General features: G+C 70.4%; 14 protein-coding genes and 1 pseudogene. 7 read left to right on the top strand and 8 right to left on the bottom strand.

Translation table 11 applies throughout. The features are described 5' to 3' along the window. Nucleotides 1–9: 9 nt before the first annotated feature. The 4 genes from AB0M88_RS42535 to AB0M88_RS42550 form a co-directional block, all read right to left on the bottom strand. The gene (locus AB0M88_RS42535; protein ID WP_364112017.1) at nt 10–1,143 is read right to left on the bottom strand and encodes an ABC transporter ATP-binding protein; all 1,134 of its coding nucleotides are present in this window, start codon (nt 1,141–1,143) and stop codon (nt 10–12) included. 5 nt (nt 1,144–1,148) lie between these two features. After that, on the bottom strand, nt 1,149–2,912 hold the full coding sequence (locus AB0M88_RS42540; protein ID WP_364112019.1) for an iron ABC transporter permease: 1,764 nt from the start codon (nt 2,910–2,912) through the stop codon (nt 1,149–1,151). Between the two features lie 67 nt (nt 2,913–2,979). Then, a complete protein-coding gene (locus AB0M88_RS42545) occupies nt 2,980–4,047 on the bottom strand; it encodes an ABC transporter substrate-binding protein (protein WP_364112021.1) in 1,068 nt (355 codons plus the stop codon). 157 nt (nt 4,048–4,204) lie between these two features. Then, entirely contained in the window at nt 4,205–5,443 is a 1,239-nt protein-coding gene (locus AB0M88_RS42550) for an MFS transporter (protein ID WP_364112023.1), read from the bottom strand. Nucleotides 5,444–5,519: 76 nt separating this feature from the next. On the opposite strand from AB0M88_RS42550, the gene AB0M88_RS42555 reads away from it, so the two are divergent. Genes AB0M88_RS42555 through AB0M88_RS42570 form a run of 4 tightly spaced genes read left to right on the top strand, consistent with a single transcriptional unit; the run spans nt 5,520 to nt 8,967 of the window. Further along, entirely contained in the window at nt 5,520–6,824 is a 1,305-nt protein-coding gene (locus AB0M88_RS42555; RefSeq protein ID WP_364112025.1) for a Rieske 2Fe-2S domain-containing protein, read from the top strand. Between the two features lie 4 nt (nt 6,825–6,828). Further along, a complete protein-coding gene (locus tag AB0M88_RS42560) occupies nt 6,829–7,311 on the top strand; it encodes a hypothetical protein (RefSeq protein ID WP_364112027.1) in 483 nt (160 codons plus the stop codon). Then, nucleotides 7,311–8,138 carry a 3-methyl-2-oxobutanoate hydroxymethyltransferase gene (locus AB0M88_RS42565; RefSeq protein ID WP_364112029.1) on the top strand — a complete coding sequence of 276 codons (828 nt, stop codon included), beginning with the start codon at nt 7,311–7,313 and terminating at the stop codon, nt 8,136–8,138. The genes AB0M88_RS42560 and AB0M88_RS42565 overlap by 1 nt, the downstream gene beginning before the upstream one ends. Continuing rightward, nucleotides 8,119–8,967: an alpha/beta hydrolase gene (locus AB0M88_RS42570; RefSeq protein ID WP_364112031.1), complete on the top strand. Its 849-nt coding sequence runs from the start codon at nt 8,119–8,121 to the stop codon at nt 8,965–8,967. The genes AB0M88_RS42565 and AB0M88_RS42570 overlap by 20 nt, the downstream gene beginning before the upstream one ends. A gap of 36 nt (nt 8,968–9,003) precedes the next feature. Here AB0M88_RS42570 and AB0M88_RS42575 read toward each other — a convergent pair. From AB0M88_RS42575 to AB0M88_RS42585, 3 genes and pseudogenes are all read right to left on the bottom strand, one after another. Further along, nucleotides 9,004–9,894 (bottom strand): annotated as a pseudogene (locus tag AB0M88_RS42575) (IS5 family transposase). 121 nt (nt 9,895–10,015) lie between these two features. Beyond that, nucleotides 10,016–10,522: a hypothetical protein gene (locus AB0M88_RS42580; RefSeq protein WP_364112033.1), complete on the bottom strand. Its 507-nt coding sequence runs from the start codon at nt 10,520–10,522 to the stop codon at nt 10,016–10,018. Between the two features lie 74 nt (nt 10,523–10,596). After that, the gene (locus tag AB0M88_RS42585) at nt 10,597–12,039 is read right to left on the bottom strand and encodes an MFS transporter (RefSeq protein WP_364112035.1); all 1,443 of its coding nucleotides are present in this window, start codon (nt 12,037–12,039) and stop codon (nt 10,597–10,599) included. A gap of 86 nt (nt 12,040–12,125) precedes the next feature. Here AB0M88_RS42585 and AB0M88_RS42590 point away from each other — a divergent pair, with 86 nt between their 5' ends. The 3 genes from AB0M88_RS42590 to AB0M88_RS42600 are packed head-to-tail and all read left to right on the top strand — an operon-like array spanning nt 12,126 to nt 14,606. Beyond that, entirely contained in the window at nt 12,126–12,842 is a 717-nt protein-coding gene (locus AB0M88_RS42590; protein WP_364112037.1) for a TetR/AcrR family transcriptional regulator C-terminal domain-containing protein, read from the top strand. After that, nucleotides 12,839–13,618: a methyltransferase gene (locus tag AB0M88_RS42595; RefSeq protein WP_364112039.1), complete on the top strand. Its 780-nt coding sequence runs from the start codon at nt 12,839–12,841 to the stop codon at nt 13,616–13,618. The genes AB0M88_RS42590 and AB0M88_RS42595 overlap by 4 nt, the downstream gene beginning before the upstream one ends. A 28-nt stretch (nt 13,619–13,646) precedes the next feature. Then, the gene (locus AB0M88_RS42600) at nt 13,647–14,606 is read left to right on the top strand and encodes an SDR family NAD(P)-dependent oxidoreductase (protein WP_364112041.1); all 960 of its coding nucleotides are present in this window, start codon (nt 13,647–13,649) and stop codon (nt 14,604–14,606) included. On the opposite strand, the gene AB0M88_RS42605 is transcribed toward AB0M88_RS42600, so the two are convergent. After that, entirely contained in the window at nt 14,603–15,226 is a 624-nt protein-coding gene (locus tag AB0M88_RS42605) for a hypothetical protein (protein WP_364112043.1), read from the bottom strand. The genes AB0M88_RS42600 and AB0M88_RS42605 overlap by 4 nt on opposite strands. Between the last annotated feature and the right edge of the window lie 971 nt (nt 15,227–16,197).

The following is a 16,197-nucleotide window of genomic DNA, read 5'->3' on the forward strand; positions in this document are numbered from 1 at the left end:
GGCTCCTTCTTACTTTGTTACCGGCACCTCAGAGGGAGTCGCGGCCATGCCGGTGGCGGCCGGCATGACGATCGCGCTGTCGGGATCGGGCTCCAGGAACACCATGTCCCCGTGCTCGAGCCCGACCTTCTCCCGGTAGACGCGAACCTTCAGGAGGTCGTCGCCCAGGCGTACGTGGTAGTCCCAGCAGTCCCCGTGGTAGATGCTGAACTCGATGGTCCCGGACCAGGCGTCGTCGCTGTGCTGGCGCCGCGACAGCTTGAAGCTCTCGGGCCGCATGAAGACGCTGACCTGCTGGCCGGTTTCGACCGACTCGCACTGGCTGCACAGCATCGAGCGCTTGCCGAAGGACACCGTCGCCCCCTCCGGCCCGACCGACTCGACGATGCCGTCGAGGCTGTTGGAGACGCCGAGGAAGCGGGCGGTGAACATGTCGCGCGGGTAGGTGTAGATGGCGTGCGGGATGCCGCGCTCGATGACGTGGCCGCCGTTCATCACCACGACGTCGTCGGAGACCGCGAGCGCCTCGTCCTGGTCGTGGGTGACGAAGACGGTCGTGATGCCGAGCCGCTGCTGGACGGCCCGGATCTCGTCGCGCATGCGCCCGCGCAGGCCCTTGTCGAGGTTGCTCAGCGGCTCGTCGAGCAGCAGCACCTTGGGTTCGCGCACGAGCGCCCGGGCCAGGGCGACGCGCTGCTGCTGGCCGCCGGAGAGGGCCGGCGCGGGACGCTCGGCGAAGTCCGCCAGACCCACCGCGTCGAGGGCTTCGAGGGCCCGCCGGCGGGCCTCGGCCTTCCGTACGCGCGGACGGCTCACCCTCAGCGGGAACATGACGTTCTCGACGACGGTCATGTGGGGCCAGATCGCGTACGACTGGAAGACGATGCCGATCGGGCGCCGGTGTGGCCCGATGAAGATGCCGCGGGCCGGGTCGGAGACGACCTGCCCGCCGATCTCGACCGTGCCGGCGTCGGCCCGTTCCAGCCCGGCGATCAGGCGCAGGGTGGTGGTCTTGCCGCAGCCGCTCGGCCCCAGCAGGGTGGTCAGCTTGCCCTCGCCGACCTCGAGGTCGATGCCGTCGACGGCGTTCGCCCCGACCGAACGGCCGGGATAGCGCTTGACGAGCCCGGTCAACTTGATCATGAGCGTCAACTTCCGTTCTTGATGCCGAACCGGCGGCTGATCAACCGCACGACCAGCGCGAGCACGCTGAGGAACAGCACGATGAGTACACCCAGGGCGGCCACCACCGGGTAGTTGCCGGACGAGTACAGGTCGTAGACCTGCACCGAGACGACCTCGGTGTCCGAGGTGTAGAGGAAGATCGCGGCGGAGATCTCGCGGAACGCCACGATCATCGTGTAGACGAACGCCGACAGCAGCGACGGCATGAGCAGCGGGATGAAGATCCGGCGGAACGCCTGCGGCCAGTTGGCACCGCTCGCGGTCGCCGCCTCCTCCAGCTCGTCCTTGATCTGCGACATGCCGGGCACCAGGTAGCGCATGGCGTACGGCAGGGTGATCGTGACGAACGCGATGATCAGGATGAACAGCGTGCCGTAGATGTGGAACGGCAGCGGTGCCGAGAGGTACCAGTAGAGGACGCCGACGCCCATCACCACGCTCGGCACCGCGATCGGCACGGTCGCCAGCACGTCGAGCACGCCCCGCCCGCGGATCCGGGTCTTGACGGTCAGGTAGGCGATCACCGCGCTGAGCGCGGTGACGATCAGGCCGGCCGCGAACGCGGTGATCAGGCTGTTCTGTACGGCGTCGACGATGCCGGGCCGGTGGATCACCTGGGAGTAGTTGGTGAGGCTCAGGTGGTGCAGCGCGTCCATCGACGGCGACTCGTAGGTCGGCAGGAACGACGCCCACAGCAGCATCAGCAGCGGCAGCGCCACCGCGACCACGAAGAAGATCACGAAGCCGGCGAAGCCCACCCAGCGCCAGCCGCCGAGGTCCTGGGCCCGGGCCCGGAAGCCCTTGCCGGTGATCGTCTGGACCGCGCTGTCCTTGCCGATCTTCTGGGAGAAGTAGAGCCCGACGCAGGCCACCACCAGCACGAAGATGCCGAGGACGCCGACCGTGCCGTAGTCGGCCGGGAACTGCTGGAGAGCGGAGTAGATCCGGCTGACGAACACGTAGTGCCGGGCCGGGACGCCGATCAGCTGGGGCACCTCGAACGTGCTGATGGTCTGCACGAACATCAGCAGCGCGGCGGAGAGGATGGCCGGGCGCGCGATCCGCAGGGTGATCGTGCGGAAGGTGCGGGCGGGCGAGGCGCCGGAGGCCAGCGAGGCCTCCTCGAGCGAGGAGTCCATCGAGGTGAACGACGCCGTACCCATCAGGTAGGCCACCGGGATGACGTGCATCGACTGGACGAACACCATGCCGGCCAGCGAGTAGACGTTGAACTCGGGCAGGTGCAGGGCCCGCAGCGCCAGGTTGGCCTGGCCGCGCTGGGGCGAGAGGAGCAGGCTCCACGCGACCGTGTTGAGGATGCCGGGCAGGATCAGCGGCACCAGCGCGGCGATGCGGGCGAAGCCCTTGGCCGGGGTGTTGGTGCGCACGACCAGCCAGGCCAGCCCGAAGCCGATGACCACCGAGACGATCGAGGTGGCGGCGGCGTAGACGAACGAGTTGTAGATCAGGCTGCCGATGCCCTGCTCGGTGAAGGTGCTGACGTAGTTGTGCAGGGTCCAGGTGCTCGGCGTGGTGCCCAGGAAGTCGGACTGGAAGCTCGAGTAGAGCATCGTGCCGACGGGCACCAGGGCGAGATAGGCGACGGCCAGGGCCGCGATGGCCAGCGTGATGTACCGCGGGTTGAGACGGTCCCGCCAGCCGCGGCGGTAGGGCGCCGGCCGGTCGGGCGGTGGTGCGGTGGTCGGCTCTTGCGCGAGCAGCGCCATGGGTCGCGTCCCCTTGATCAAGCCCAGTGGCGCCGGGGTTCTGGGCTCCCGGCGCCACCGGGAGCTGTCATGGCGCCTGGAGCGCCGTCTTCATCTCGTTGAGCTCGTCGTTGTAGGTCTTCGCGGGCAGGTTGGGCTGGCCCCAGGCCGGGGTCCACTTGGCCGGATCCCAGACCGCGGTGTCGTTCTTGACGTCGGGGCGGATCGAGGTGTGGTTGGTGACGTCGACGACCGCCTGCTGGCCTTCCTGGGAGACCATCCAGTCCTCGAACAGCCGGGCGGCGGCCGGGTGCGGCGCGTTCTTGACCACGTCGATCAGGGTCAGCGAGGACGGCAGCTGAGCGCTGTTGACGAACTCGACCGTCTTGGCGTTCTTCTTCTTGAGGCTGGACGCCTTGTAGCCGTACGCCGTCGCGGCACCGGCCGGCTCGCCCGCCTGCACCTGGGTGAGCGCCTGGGTGTGGCTCTCCACGAAGACCGGCTTGTTGGCGCCGAGCCCCTTGAGGAGGTTCAGAGCGGCGTCGTGGCCCATGCCCTGCACCAGACTGTCGTACCAGTTGACCGCGCCCGGGTCGATGGAGAACTGACCCTTCCAGGCCGGATTGGTGAGATCCTGCCAGCCGGTCGGGATCGGCAGGCCCTTCTGCTTGACGATGTCCGGGTTGTAGGCGACCACCGTCGTCACCACGTACACGATGCCCTCGTAGCCGGTGGGCAGCGCGAGGCCGGACGGCAGCGCCGACTGGTCCTTCGGCGTGTACGGCTGGAGCGCGCCGGCCTGCAGCAGCTGGGCGACCTGCGGCGAGTCACCGGAGACGACGTCGGCGGTGAACTGCTTGCCGCGCTGCTCGGTGATCACGCGGGGCGGGATCTTGTCGGCCGACAGTCGCAGCGGCTTGACCTGGACGTTCGGATAGGTCTTGTTGAACGCCTTCAGGATCGGCTGGACGTCGTCGTCGGCGAACGTGGTGTACCAGGTGAGGGTGCCTTCCTTGGCGGCCTGAGTGGCCAGGTCGGCAGTCGAGAGCGAGTCGAGGCTCGTGTCCTTGGCGGCCGCCTGGGTCGGCGAACCACCGCCCCCGTTCCCGCACGCGGCGAGGACGAGGACCAGGGAGGTGGACAGTATCGCAAGCAATCTGTGGTGACGTACTCCGCGTGCTCTCATCTGCGTGAACCCTTCGAGGGGAGATTCGGCTGGGGCGTCGAGGCCGGAACCGGGCCGGCCGTGTCCTGGATCACGCCGTCAGCTAAGGGAGTATGGCCCGAAGGTAGGACCATTTGTCAATGGGATGTTACGGGGACGTGACAGCGGGAGCCGGCTCTTCGACCGTCCGGTAGTCCCGCAGGCGACTCCCCCGCACCCACAGGCCGGTGGCATAGGCGATCGGGACGATCGACCCCAAAGAGAGCGCCGAAACCGGGCCAAGCGCGGACGCAACGCCACCGATGATCGTGTCACCGAGGGCCGGGCCGCCGCGCGAAGCCATCTGATAAATCGAGGAAACCCGTCCACGCATCTCGTCCGGAGTTTCCAGCTGCACCGCGGCCTGCCGGATCGTGGTGGCCAGCGCGTCGCACGCCCCGACCAGCAGGCCGGCCAGCAGGGCGAGCAGCAGCCAGCGGGACTGCGCGAGGAAGAGCGTGGCCACGCCGTACCCCGCGGAGCCGGCCAGCAGGATCAGGCCGGTCCGGCCGGGCCGGCCGACCAGATAGACCACCGGCCAGGTGGCCAGCAGGGCGCCCGCGCTGGGAGCGCTCGAGAGCAGGCCGTACGCCGTGGGCCCGGCATGCAGCACGGTGAGCGTCAGCGCGGGCAGGACCACCCGGTAGGCCCCGAACAGGGTCGCCGACAGATCGAGGCTCATCATCATCCAGATGGTCGGACGTTTGGCCACGAAGCGGGCGCCCTCGGCGATGCTGTGCAGCACCGGGAGATGCTTGGACGGCATCAGCCGCGGCACCTTGAGCAGCCCGAGCACGACCGCCAGCACGGCGTAGGTGGCGGCATCGGCCAGGTACATCAGGCCGGGGCCGTGCACCGCGATGAACAACCCGGCCAGCGCCGGCCCGGTCAGCACCGCGATCTCCCGGGACGGGTTGATCAGGGCGAACGCCTGCGCGAGTTGGTTGCGCGGCACCATGGCCGGGATCAGCGCCTGCCGGGCCGGCTGGTCGAACGTGCCGGCCGCGGTGGTCAGCAGCACCGACACCAGCACCTCGGCCACGTTGGCGTGGCCCGCCTCGGTGAGGATGCCCAGGCCGAGGGCGACGACCAGGGCCAGCAGCTGGGTCGCCTGCAGGAGGCGGCGGCGGTCGAGGCGGTCGGCGTACGCCCCGCCGATCGGGCTCAGGACCAGCAGGGACACCGCCTGGGCCAGACCGACCAGGCCGGTCAATGCCGTGGAACGGCTGAGCTCATAGACCTGGAACAGGTTCGCGGCGACCGTCCCGCGGGTGCCGATCTGGGAGAAAACCACACCGAACCAATAGAGATCGAAGTCGCGATGCTTCAGGACGGCCGGAACAGCCATGCACACGCCCCTCTCGATTTTAGAGGCCAAATGGTATTACAGTTTGCCTGCCAGTCAGCGAAAGGCGGAACCCCCGATGCTCAAGCAGGAAGTCAACGAGCTCCTGACCCGGACCGGGCCCGGAACCGAGATGGGTGACCTGTTCCGGCAGTACTGGATCCCGGCGATGCTCGCCGAGGAACTGCCCGAACCCGGCAGCCCCCCGGTGCGGGTCAAGCTGCTCTCCGAGCGTCTGATCGCCTTCCGCGACAGCGCCGGCAACTACGGCCTGATGGACGAGTTCTGCGCCCATCGCGGCGTGTCGCTCTGGTTCGGCAACAACGAGCACGACCCGGGCCAGGCGCCCGGGCTGCGCTGCGCGTACCACGGCTGGAAGTACGACACGACGGGCCAGTGCATCGAGGTGCCGTCGGAGCCGGACAACAGCACGTTCTGCAAGAAGGTCAAGCTCACGTCGTACCCGCTGGTCAAGGTCGGCGACATCCTCTGGACGTACATGGGCGACCCGGAGAAGCAGCCGCCCCTGCCGGAGTACGAGTTCTGCACGGTCCCGTCCGAGCAGAGCTACACCTCCAAGCGCTGGCAGGAGTGCAACTGGCTGCAGGCGCTGGAGGGCGGCATCGACTCCAGCCATGTCTCCTGGCTGCACAACGCCGGCCTGAAGAACGACCCGCTGTTCAAGGGGTCGAAGGGCAACGAGTACAACCTCAACGACATGCGGCCGTTCTTCGAGGTCGTCGAGTCGGACGGCGGCCTGCTCGTCGGCGTGCGCCGCAACGCGGAAGAGGGCCACTACTACTGGCGCATCACGCCGTGGGTCATGCCGGCCTTCACGATGGTGCCGCCCCGCGCCGACCACCCGGTGCACGGCCACTTCTGGGTGCCGATCGACGACGAGAACTGCTGGGTCTTCACCTTCGACTACCTGCCGGTGCGCGCGCTCACCGAGTCCGAGGTCGCCAACATGAAGGCCGGCCACGGCGTGCACAACGAGTACGAGCCCGGCGGCACCTACCGCCCGTTGCAGAACAAGGACAACGACTATCTGATGGACCGCGACGCCCAGCGGCGCGGCGAGACGTTCTCCGGCATCCGGGGCATCGCGATGCAGGACGCCTCCCTGCAGGAGAGCATGGGCCCGATCGTGGACCGCTCCAAGGAACGGCTCGTCTCGGCCGACAGCGGCATCATCAAGGCCCGCCGCAAGCTGGTCACCGCCGCGACCGAGCTGCGCGAGAAGGGCATCACCCCGCCGGGCGTCGACCCGGCCCACCACCGGGTGCGCTCGGTCGCCACGGTGCTGCCCCAGGACGAGTCGTTCGTCGAGGCCTGCCGGGAAGACCTGGTAGCCACGCCCGGCGTCCGCCAGACGACGGTGTGAGGACATGACAGTCACTACTTCCACCCATCTGCCGCCGACCCTGCTCAACAGCTGCGCCTGGGCGGCGACCGCCCGCGAGGCGGCCTACCGGATCGACAAGCCGCCGGCCTACGTACGCACCAGCCGAGTGTTCGCCCTCGACCCGGGCGCCGCCGGCGTGGTCCGCGACGTGGCCGCCCTGCCGTGGCACGACACCCGCTTCATCACCTCGTTCGACGCCGGCACGCTCGACGACGAACTGCGGGACGCCGACTTCGCCATGATGATCGCGACCGCCGACGACGGAGCCGCCGCGGCGTACTCGATCGGGCACGCCTGCTGGGAACGCGGCATCACGACCGCCGGCATCGTGCTCGACCTGGGCGGGCTCGGCCCGCGCCAGGGCGCCACCGAGGCGGTCAACGCCCTGCGCCCGCACGCCCGGGTTCTGCTGGTCACGCGGGACCGGCAGGACATCGTCGAGATCCTCGGCGAGGTGGGAGCCTGATGCCGACGCTGCCCGAACTGGTCGCCCGCAAGAAGACCGGCGAGAAGATCGTCGGCGTGGTCGCCTGGGACTACCAGATGGCCCGCATCGCCGACCGCGCCGGCGCCGACCTCCTCGTCGTCGGCGACTCGGTCGGGGTCAACCTGTGGGGCCACGCCAACCCGTTCGAGGTCACCCTCGACGAGATGATCGTGGTCGCCAAGGCCGTCCGGCGAGGCGCCCAGTCCGCGCTGGTGTGCTGCGACTTTCCCTACGGGCCGCTGCAGCAGGGGCCTTCCGCGGCCGTCGCGGCGGCGATCCGGATCGTCAAGGAGACCGGGGCCGACCTGGTCAAGCTCGACGGCGCGGGCGACCACCTGGAGGGGGTCGAGGCGGTGCGACGGGCCGGCGTGCCGGTCTTCGCGCAGATGGGCGTGACCCCGCAGCTCGCGTTGCGCTACGGCGTCGACTACGCCGCCCTCGCCAAGGCCGGCGCCCAGGTGCCTGATTCGCTGGCCGGCGAGCTGGTGGCGGAGGCCAAGCGACTCGAGGCGGCCGGCGCGTCGATGATCGACTTCACCAACTCCGGCCCGGTGGTCGGCCGCCTGGTCACCGAGGCGGTCTCGATCCCGGTGCTGGGCGGCTTCGGCGGCGGGCCGTGGCTCGACGGCCGGGTGCGGATGGCCCACGCGGCCATCGGCTATGCCGCGAGCGGCCTCGACACGCCTCCCGACACGTACGCCCAGGTGGCGCGAGTGGCGCACTCAGCCCTCACCGCCTATGCCGAGGACGTGCGCGCGGGCCGCCAGATCAAGGGGGGAATCCGCGTTGCCGACAGCGGTCATTGACGGCATCAGCACGCGCTACGAGGTCACGGGCGACGGGCCGCCGCTGCTGATGTACTCCCCCGGCGGCTTCGACTCGCGCCTGGAGAACTGGTCGTCGCTCGGCGTCTACGCCCGCCTCGGCCTGCTCCCCCAACTGTCCGGCCGTTATACCTGCATCACCTTCGACCGCCGCGAATCGGGGCTGTCCGGCGGGCGCCTCGAGCGCATCGGCTGGGCCTCCTACGTCGCGCAGGGCCGGGGCCTCCTCGACCACCTGGGCTTCGACCGCGCCTTCCTGATGGGCGGCTGCGTCGGCTGCTCGTCGGTGCTCGCCCTCGCCGTGGCCGACCCCTCGCTGGCCCGCGGCATGGTGCTCTTCTCCCCGGCCGGCGGCCCGCGCTACCGGATGGCCCAGCATTCGCGCTTCTCCGACCATCTGGCCTTCGTCCGGGCCAATGGACTGGCCGCGGTCGTCGAGCTGGCCCGCACGACCACGCTCGGCTTCACCAAAGATCCGCGGCTCGGGCCCTGGGTCCCGGCTCTCCGCACGGATCCGGCGTTTGCCGACGCTTACGCGTCGTTCGACCTTTCCCGGTACGCCGTGCTGGTGACCGGCATGTCGCGGCTGCTCTACGACCGCGACACGGTGCCCGGCGCCGAGCCCGAGGACCTGATGAGCCTCGACGTGCCGGCCCTGATCGTGCCCGGCCAGGACGCCTCCCACGCGCCGTCGGCCGCCCGCTACCTGCAGGAGTGCCTGCCGGACGCCGGCTACTGGGACGTGCCGGTGGCCTCGCAGACCGCCGACAACGCGCCCGCGCGCGTGCTGGAGTTCCTCGACGCCCACTAGCGGCGCGGCCGCGCCCTCCCTAGGTGCGTATCAAAGTCATAGCCACTCGTTGATCGCGGCGATGGTTACGGTGGCTTCGTAGCGGACGGCGAGTTTCTCGTATCGGGTGGCGACGGCGCGGTTGCGTTTGAGCCGGTTGATGCCGCACTCGACCGCATGCCGCTGCTTGTAGATCTCGGGGTCGAAGGCGGGTGGTCGGCCGCCCTTCAAGCCGAGCTTGCGCCGGTTGGCGTCCTGGTCGGCTTTGCTCGGGATGGTCGCTCTGATCCCACGACGGCGCAGATAGCGGCGGTTGCCGCGCGAGGTGTAAGCCTTGTCGGCCAGGACCCCCTCCGGCCGCACCCGCGGCCGGCCGCAGAGCCGTGGAACGCGGATGCCCTGCAGGACCGGGATGAACTGAGGGCTGTCGCCGCGCCGCCCGGCGGTCAGCACGATCGACAACGGCTTCTGGCCTTGCTCGCAGCCCAGGTGCAGTTTCGTGGTCAACCCGCCCCGCGAGCGGCCCAGGGCATGGTCGGCCGGCTCGCTCGTCACACCGCCCGGCGGTTCGGCCTGAAGATCCCCCTTTTACGCGCACCGGCGGCATGCTGATGCGCTCGCGCTGTCGTCGAGTCGACCGATACGTCCCACACGATCCGGCCAGCCGGATCGGCAATGGCCTGCAACGCGGTCAGGATCCGCGTCCACGTGCCGTCGCCCTGCCACCGCCGAAACAGCGCATACGCCGCGGCCCACGACCCATACCCCTTCAGGAACGTCACGCCAGGGCGCTCCCACCCTGATCCGCCACCGGATCCCATCGATCAGCTGCCGTTTCGTCCAGGTCGGCGGACGACCCGACCGACGCCCGGCGGGCAGCAACGGCTCCAACGCCGCCCACTCCGAGTCGGTCAGATCATGCCACCCCCTCACCGCTAGGGTGGTCACGAGGGTCTCCGGTGGTCTCCGGTTTTGCTTGGTCGCTAAGCCATCTACCGGACACCTCGCTATTTATCGATCACCGCCACGCCGTGAACACCAACCGGCACGACCGACTTCGATACAGGCCCTAGGCCGGATTGTGGCCGAACACGAACCACGCGATCAGAAAGACGAGGCTGACCGCCGCGGAGATCACCGGCATGATGCGGACGACTTTGCCGGGCGGCGCCGGCTCTTCCTCCCCCTGCACCTGCATGCCGTAGTGCAAGGCCGTGCCCACCGCGGCGGCCAGGACACTGAAGCCGGTGAACGTCCGGGCGAAGTCGACCTCGCTGTGCGCGCCGATCCGGGTGGTGAACATCGCGACGACAACCACCGCGTACAGCGCGCCGAGCCCGACCTGAGCCCACCGGGGCAGCAAGCGGAGCGTCTGCCACACCAGACCCTGGCTGACCCGGCCCAGCATGTTGCCGTTGAGGCGGTAGAGCGCAGAGCCGAGCGTCAGGAACGCCACCCCGAACGCCGACGTCATGAACCCCTCCGGGGCCCCCGCGGCCGAACCGAGCATCACGGCCAGCACGCCGACATCGAACACCAGCCCGCAGACCGACAGCGGCAGCACCCATCTGCTCACGGCCGCACTCTACGATCGACATCCCCCATCCCGCTGTCCCGCCTCGACCGGGCTCCATCCCGGACGGACACGGCTCACGCGGCGACAGGCACGGTGTCGTTCTCAGAGACCGCGAGGCCTCGCGTGCGGATGACGCCCCACCCCACCAGTGCGCCCGCCACTGCGGTGAGGGTGAGGCCGGCGACCGTGACCGCGGTCCGGAAATCGGCGGTCTGGGACGCGGTCCAGTGCTCGGTCGCCAGGTCACCCGCGAACAGCGTCGCGAGGATCGTGCCGGCGACCGCGATGGCGGCGCCGGCGGTGACCTCGGTGACGGTGTCGGTGAGGGCCACGCCGATCGTGGTGCGGTTGCGGGGCAGGCCGCGGAGCACGTTGACCGCGGCGACCACGCCCACGACCCGCATCCCGGCCGCGACCAGCACCAGCGCGATCGCGACGAAGACATAGCCGAACCGGCCCAGCAGGCCGTAGACGGCCAGCCCGGCCACGACCGACGCCGCGCTGAGCCAGGCCGCCCGGGCCAGGCCGGCCCGCTGGACGAACGGGTTGACGAACGCCCCGCCCGCGACCAGCACGACGACCTGGGGCAGCATCCCGATCGCGGCGCGGGCCGGCGTCCAGCCCCAGTCGAGCTGAAGCTGCAGCGTCACCAGGTAGCCGAGGCCGGCGGTCGCCAGAGCGGCGGCCGCCTTGCAGGCCAGGCCGCTGGAGACGAGCGGCCGCGCGACGAGCTTCAGGTCGAGCAGCGGATGGCGGGCCGAGCGCTCGCGGAGGAGGAAGAGGATCCCGGCCCCGGCGGCGGCGCCCACGGCGGCCCAGGGCGCCGGTTCGGCGCCGCCCTGATCCACGAACAGCGTGGGTGCGACCAGGGCGAACACGATGGTCGCCGTGCCGAGCAGGGCTCCGGGGACGTCGATCGGGTCGCGGTGCAGGTCGGCCGGTTCGTCCGCGGCGATCCCGCGCCGGATTCCGGCGATCGCGAGCGCCGCGATCGGCACGTTGACCAGCAGCAGGACCTGCCAGGGAGCGATCGCCAGCACGAAGCCGCCCGCGGTCGGGCCGATCGCCAGCCCGACCAGTCCGACGGTCGAGATCAGGGTGGTCGCGCGGACCCGCAGCCCGTCGTCGTCGAACAGCCGGAAGGCCAGGGCCATCGACCCGGGCGTGGTCATCGCGGCCGCGACGCCGGTCACGACCCGGACCGCGATCAGCTGCTCGGCGGTGGTCACGAACGCGGTGGCCAGGCTGGCGAGACCGAGCAGCGTCAGGCCGGTGAGCATGATCCGCCGGCGCCCGTAGCGGTCGGCGATCGCGCCGAAGGCGAGCATCAGCCCTCCGAAGACCACCGCGTAGGCGCCGGTCACCCACTGCAGGGCGAGGGTCGAGGCGTGCAGGTCGCGCCCGATGGTCGGCAGCGCCACGTTGAGGATCGAGTTGTCGAGCATCTCGAACAGGAAGACCGCCGACAGCCCGGTCAGCGCGACCCAGGCCGTACGCAGTTCCGTTGGCTTGTTCATGCCCTCACCGTAGAGCACTGCTCGTATTAATACGAGCGGCGATCGTATGACACAGAACACCGCTCGTTTTCGGCTAGACTCGCCCCATGTCACCCACCCCGCAGCAACGACGCGACGCGCGGCACCAACTCGGCGCCTCGTCGAGCACGCCCTCCGGCCGCCGTGGGCCGTCGCGCGGGAGCAAGAAGCCGATCACAGTCGACGCCATCGTCGGCACCGCGTTCGGCATCGTCGAGACCGAGGGATACGAGGCCCTGACCATGCGGCGGGTCGCCACCGCGCTGGAGACGGGGTCGTCGTCGCTCTACGCCCACGTGGTCAACAAGGAAGACCTCGACGAGCTGCTGATCGGCCGCCTCTGCTCCGAGATCGTCCTGCCCACGCCCGACCCGGCCGCGTGGCAGCAGCAGATCATGAGCGTCTGCGCCCAGCTGCGCGACCAATATCTGCGCTATCCGGGCATCTCCCAGGCCGCGTTCGCCGCCGCCCCGTCCAACCTCGAAACGCTCCGCGTCAGCGAGGGCATGCTGGCCATCCTGCTCGCCGGCGGCGTCGAGCCGCAGACCGCCGCGTGGGCGATCGACTCGCTGACGCTCTACGTCAACGCGTACAGCCTGGAGTTCTCCCGGGCGACCAAGGGCGGCCGCGACTGGGTCGTCAGCCGCGACGAGATGCTGGGCCGGTTCGCCGCCCTGCCCGACACGTTCCCCCACACCAAGCGCTACGCCGCCGAACTCACCGCCGGCACGGTGCACGACCGGTTCGACTTCACCCTCCACCTGATGATCGGCGGGCTCCGATGACCGAGGACACCTGGGCCGGCCTGGCGCACCGGTTCGCCGACGAGGCTTACGCCTCGGTCAAGGGCTACGTACGCACGTACGTCATGCACCACCACCTGCTCGCCCACCTGCCGAAGCCCCCGGCCACGATCCTCGACGTGGGCGGCGGCGCCGGCCACCAGTCGTTCCCGCTGGCCTCGCTCGGCTACGAGGTGACGCTGCTCGACTCGTCGCCGGCCATGCTCGACAAGGCCCGCGAGCGTCTCCCCGACTCGGCCCGGCCACGGGTCACCTTCGTGCCGGGAGACGGCGAGCACGCCGCCGAAGCGGTCGACGGCCGGCTCTTCGACGCCGTGCTGTGCCACGGCGTGCTCGGCTACCTCGACGACCCGGAGCCGATGGTTTCGCAGCTCTGCCAGTGCGCCGCCCCGGGCGGAATCGTCTCGGTCATGACCGGGAACGCCCACGCGTCGGCCGTCCGACCGGCGCTGGAACAGCGCTGGGACGACGCCCTGGCCTCGTTCGACGCGCGCACCGAGATCGGTGTCCTCGGCGTACCGGGCCGAGCCGACACCGTCGACGAGCTCAGCGACCTCATCCGCACCCACGGCGTCGAGCCGGAGGCCTGGTACGGGGTCTGGCTGTTCGTCGACTGGCTGGAGTTCAGCGGCGCCGCTCCCGACCGGGCCGACGCCGGGAAGATCGCCGCCGCCGAGCTGGAGGCCAGCCGCCGCGACCCGTACCGCCAGATCAGCCGGGTCTTCCACCTGGTGGGCCACAAGGGTCAGCCGGCATAGCGGCCACCCCGGTGGGTATGTGGCGGCCATGTCTTCGCGGATAGTGGTCGTGACCGGGGCGTCGAGCGGCATCGGCCGCGCGGCGGCGCTGGCGTTCGCCGCCCGGGGCGACCACCTGGTGCTGGCCGCCCGTGACCGCGCCGGTCTCGAGGCGGTCGCGGCCCGCACCGGCGCCGACCCGCTCATCGTCGTGACCGACGTGACCCGCGCCGAGGCGGTCGAAGCGCTGGCCGCCGCGGCCCTGCGCCGGCACGGCCGGATCGACGTCTGGGTCGACACGGCGGCCGTCATGGCGTATGGGAAGTTCGAAGACCTCCCAGCGGAGGTCTTCGATCGCGTCGTGACCACCGATCTGCTGGGTTCCGCCCACGTGGCCCGGTCCGCCCTGAAGGTCTTCCGCCGCCAGGGCCGGGGAACGTTGATCATGGGAAGCTCCCTGCTGGCCCACGTCACGGCCCCCTACATGTCGGCCTATGTGACCGCGAAGTGGGGCCTGCGCGGCCTCCTCCGCACACTGCGCCAGGAGACCCGCGACCTGCCGGAGGTCCACATCTGCCAGGTGACCCCCGGCAGCGTGGACACCTCCATCTACACCAGCGCCGCCAACTACGCCGGCTTCGTCGGCCGGCCGCCCCCGCCGGTCGACTCCCCCGAACGCGTGGCCGGCGCCGTCCTCGCCCTGGCCGACCACCCCCGCACCGAAGTCACCGTCGGCGCCGCCAACAAGGTCATCCAGCTGGGCTTCACCGCGCTCCCGCCGGTCTACGACGCCCTCGTGACACCCCTCATGCGCGCCTTCGGCCTCTCCCGCCAGGCGACGACCCCGCACAACGGCAACATCTTCGCCTCCCGCCCCCGGACCGACGGCGGCCCGGTCCGCTGGAACCGCACCCAGGTCGCCACCGCCGCCCTCACCACCGCCACCGCGGCCGCCCTGCTGGGCCGGGCCGCCCTACGCGGCCTGGCCACCGCCCGGCGGCGCGGCTAACACTTGGCGCCCGAGTAGGGGACGTCGCCGAGATCGGGGAACCCCGGCAGATCGACGTCGTCGGAGCGGCCCCCCTGCGCGAACTCGACGGTGAACAGCACCGGAAGCGGCGCCGGACAGGCGACCAGCACGTCAAAGGTCATCGTCAGCCAGGTCGTGCCCCCGGCGGCCAGCAGATAGTTGCCCCCGCTGCCCGCCGCCGGCAACTGGCCGCAGCTCCCCCACGTCGCCGCCGCCGGCCGCAGCCCCTGCAGCGGGAGAATCGCCTGCAGCTGACGCAGGCTCACGGTGGCGGCCGACCGGTTGACGACTTCGACCCCCAGCTGCAGCCGGTCCTTCAGCTGACCCGAGCACCGCTTCCCGGTCCCGACAATCGGCGGCTCAACGGCCGCGGCAACCGACGCCGTCACCGCCGGCGCGGCCGCACCGGCCCGATGGCGACCGCCCACCCAGTAACCCGTCACGCCGGCCACGACGACCAGGACGAGAACCCACCCGGCCGCGATCCGCCCCGGCAGACGGGCGACCCCCTCCGGCCCCGACTCGATGACGTCCACACCACCATCACCGCGCCCGACCTCGATCGGGGGGTTCCCGGACCCGCCATCCCGAGGCGTCATAGACCGATCCTAAGCCGCCCGGCACACCCCCACTCGACCCACCGACCGCCGGTGACCGATACCGATGCCACCGATGCCGATTTGGCAGTCGATCATCGTCGGCTTACCGGATCGGATTGACCGGGCCTCCGAAGGTGTGGCTGGGCGCTCTCGGGCCCCTCCGGCGCATCAGCGCCGCACGCCGCCTACTCGGCCGGATCTCCCGTTTCGCGCGCAGGGCAGCTGGCTGCCGCGGTCGGCCGGCGGCTACCGGCTGAGCACCGGCCCGGAGTCGCTGGATCTGCTCGAGTTCCACCGGCTCGCGGCGGCCGGTGACCGGGCGGGACGGCACTGCGCCTGTGGCCTGGTCCCTGCGCCGCCGGCCTCGACCCGCGGGCGGAGTTCGCGGCCGAATTCTCGGCGCTGGAACGCGAACGGATCGCCCGGCTGATCCCCTACAGCGACAGCGAGTTCGCGAAGACCTGCCGCCACCGGGCGCAGGTGACATCTCAGGAAGGCGGACCCCGGCGCGGGCAGACACCCTCAACCCGGGCCAGGATCCAGGCAGGACTTCTTGGCGCCTTGTCAGCCAACACGTCTTCTGCAGCAGTGCGAAGAACGCCCTCACAGGCAAGAAAGTCACCGAACGCGACATTCCCCCCGCCCCAAAACATGTCCCTCGAACAGAGCGCGCAAAGATCTGTCCCCACCCCGCCGGAAGCCCACCCACCCGAACCCCCCACGCAGAGGGACAACCGCAACCGGCACGGTCTCTGCCCGCAAGACCCACCACCCAGGGCCGCCCGGGTGAGAAACAAGATGTCCCGCGACCAGAAGCGCGGCAGCCAGACCACAAACCCGTCAGGTGACCGCAAGAGCCCAGCCGGCACCCAGATCCGCGAAACCAAAGACGCAGCCGGCGGTGAAACCCCGCGAGTGAGCCGGGAGATGGGCCCAAGATCGAACTAGATGCTTTACCTCGACCTTGGGCC

Origin of the sequence: Actinoplanes sp. NPDC051411, from assembly GCF_040682075.1 — a bacterium.
Taxonomy (GTDB): domain Bacteria; phylum Actinomycetota; class Actinomycetes; order Mycobacteriales; family Micromonosporaceae; genus Actinoplanes.

Excerpts from the sequence above, each read along its gene's own strand:
- AB0M88_RS42535 (WP_364112017.1), bottom strand. The coding sequence starts at position 1,143 with ATGATCAAGTTGACCGGGCTCGTCAAGCGCTATCCCGGCCGTTCGGTC.
- AB0M88_RS42540 (WP_364112019.1), bottom strand. The coding sequence starts at position 2,912 with ATGGCGCTGCTCGCGCAAGAGCCGACCACCGCACCACCGCCCGACCGG.
- AB0M88_RS42550 (WP_364112023.1), bottom strand. The coding sequence starts at position 5,443 with ATGGCTGTTCCGGCCGTCCTGAAGCATCGCGACTTCGATCTCTATTGG.
- AB0M88_RS42555 (WP_364112025.1), top strand. The coding sequence starts at position 5,520 with ATGCTCAAGCAGGAAGTCAACGAGCTCCTGACCCGGACCGGGCCCGGA.
- AB0M88_RS42560 (WP_364112027.1), top strand. The coding sequence starts at position 6,829 with ATGACAGTCACTACTTCCACCCATCTGCCGCCGACCCTGCTCAACAGC.
- AB0M88_RS42565 (WP_364112029.1), top strand. The coding sequence starts at position 7,311 with ATGCCGACGCTGCCCGAACTGGTCGCCCGCAAGAAGACCGGCGAGAAG.
- AB0M88_RS42585 (WP_364112035.1), bottom strand. The coding sequence starts at position 12,039 with ATGAACAAGCCAACGGAACTGCGTACGGCCTGGGTCGCGCTGACCGGG.
- AB0M88_RS42590 (WP_364112037.1), top strand. The coding sequence starts at position 12,126 with ATGTCACCCACCCCGCAGCAACGACGCGACGCGCGGCACCAACTCGGC.
- AB0M88_RS42595 (WP_364112039.1), top strand. The coding sequence starts at position 12,839 with ATGACCGAGGACACCTGGGCCGGCCTGGCGCACCGGTTCGCCGACGAG.
- AB0M88_RS42600 (WP_364112041.1), top strand. The coding sequence starts at position 13,647 with ATGTCTTCGCGGATAGTGGTCGTGACCGGGGCGTCGAGCGGCATCGGC.
- AB0M88_RS42605 (WP_364112043.1), bottom strand. The coding sequence starts at position 15,226 with ATGACGCCTCGGGATGGCGGGTCCGGGAACCCCCCGATCGAGGTCGGG.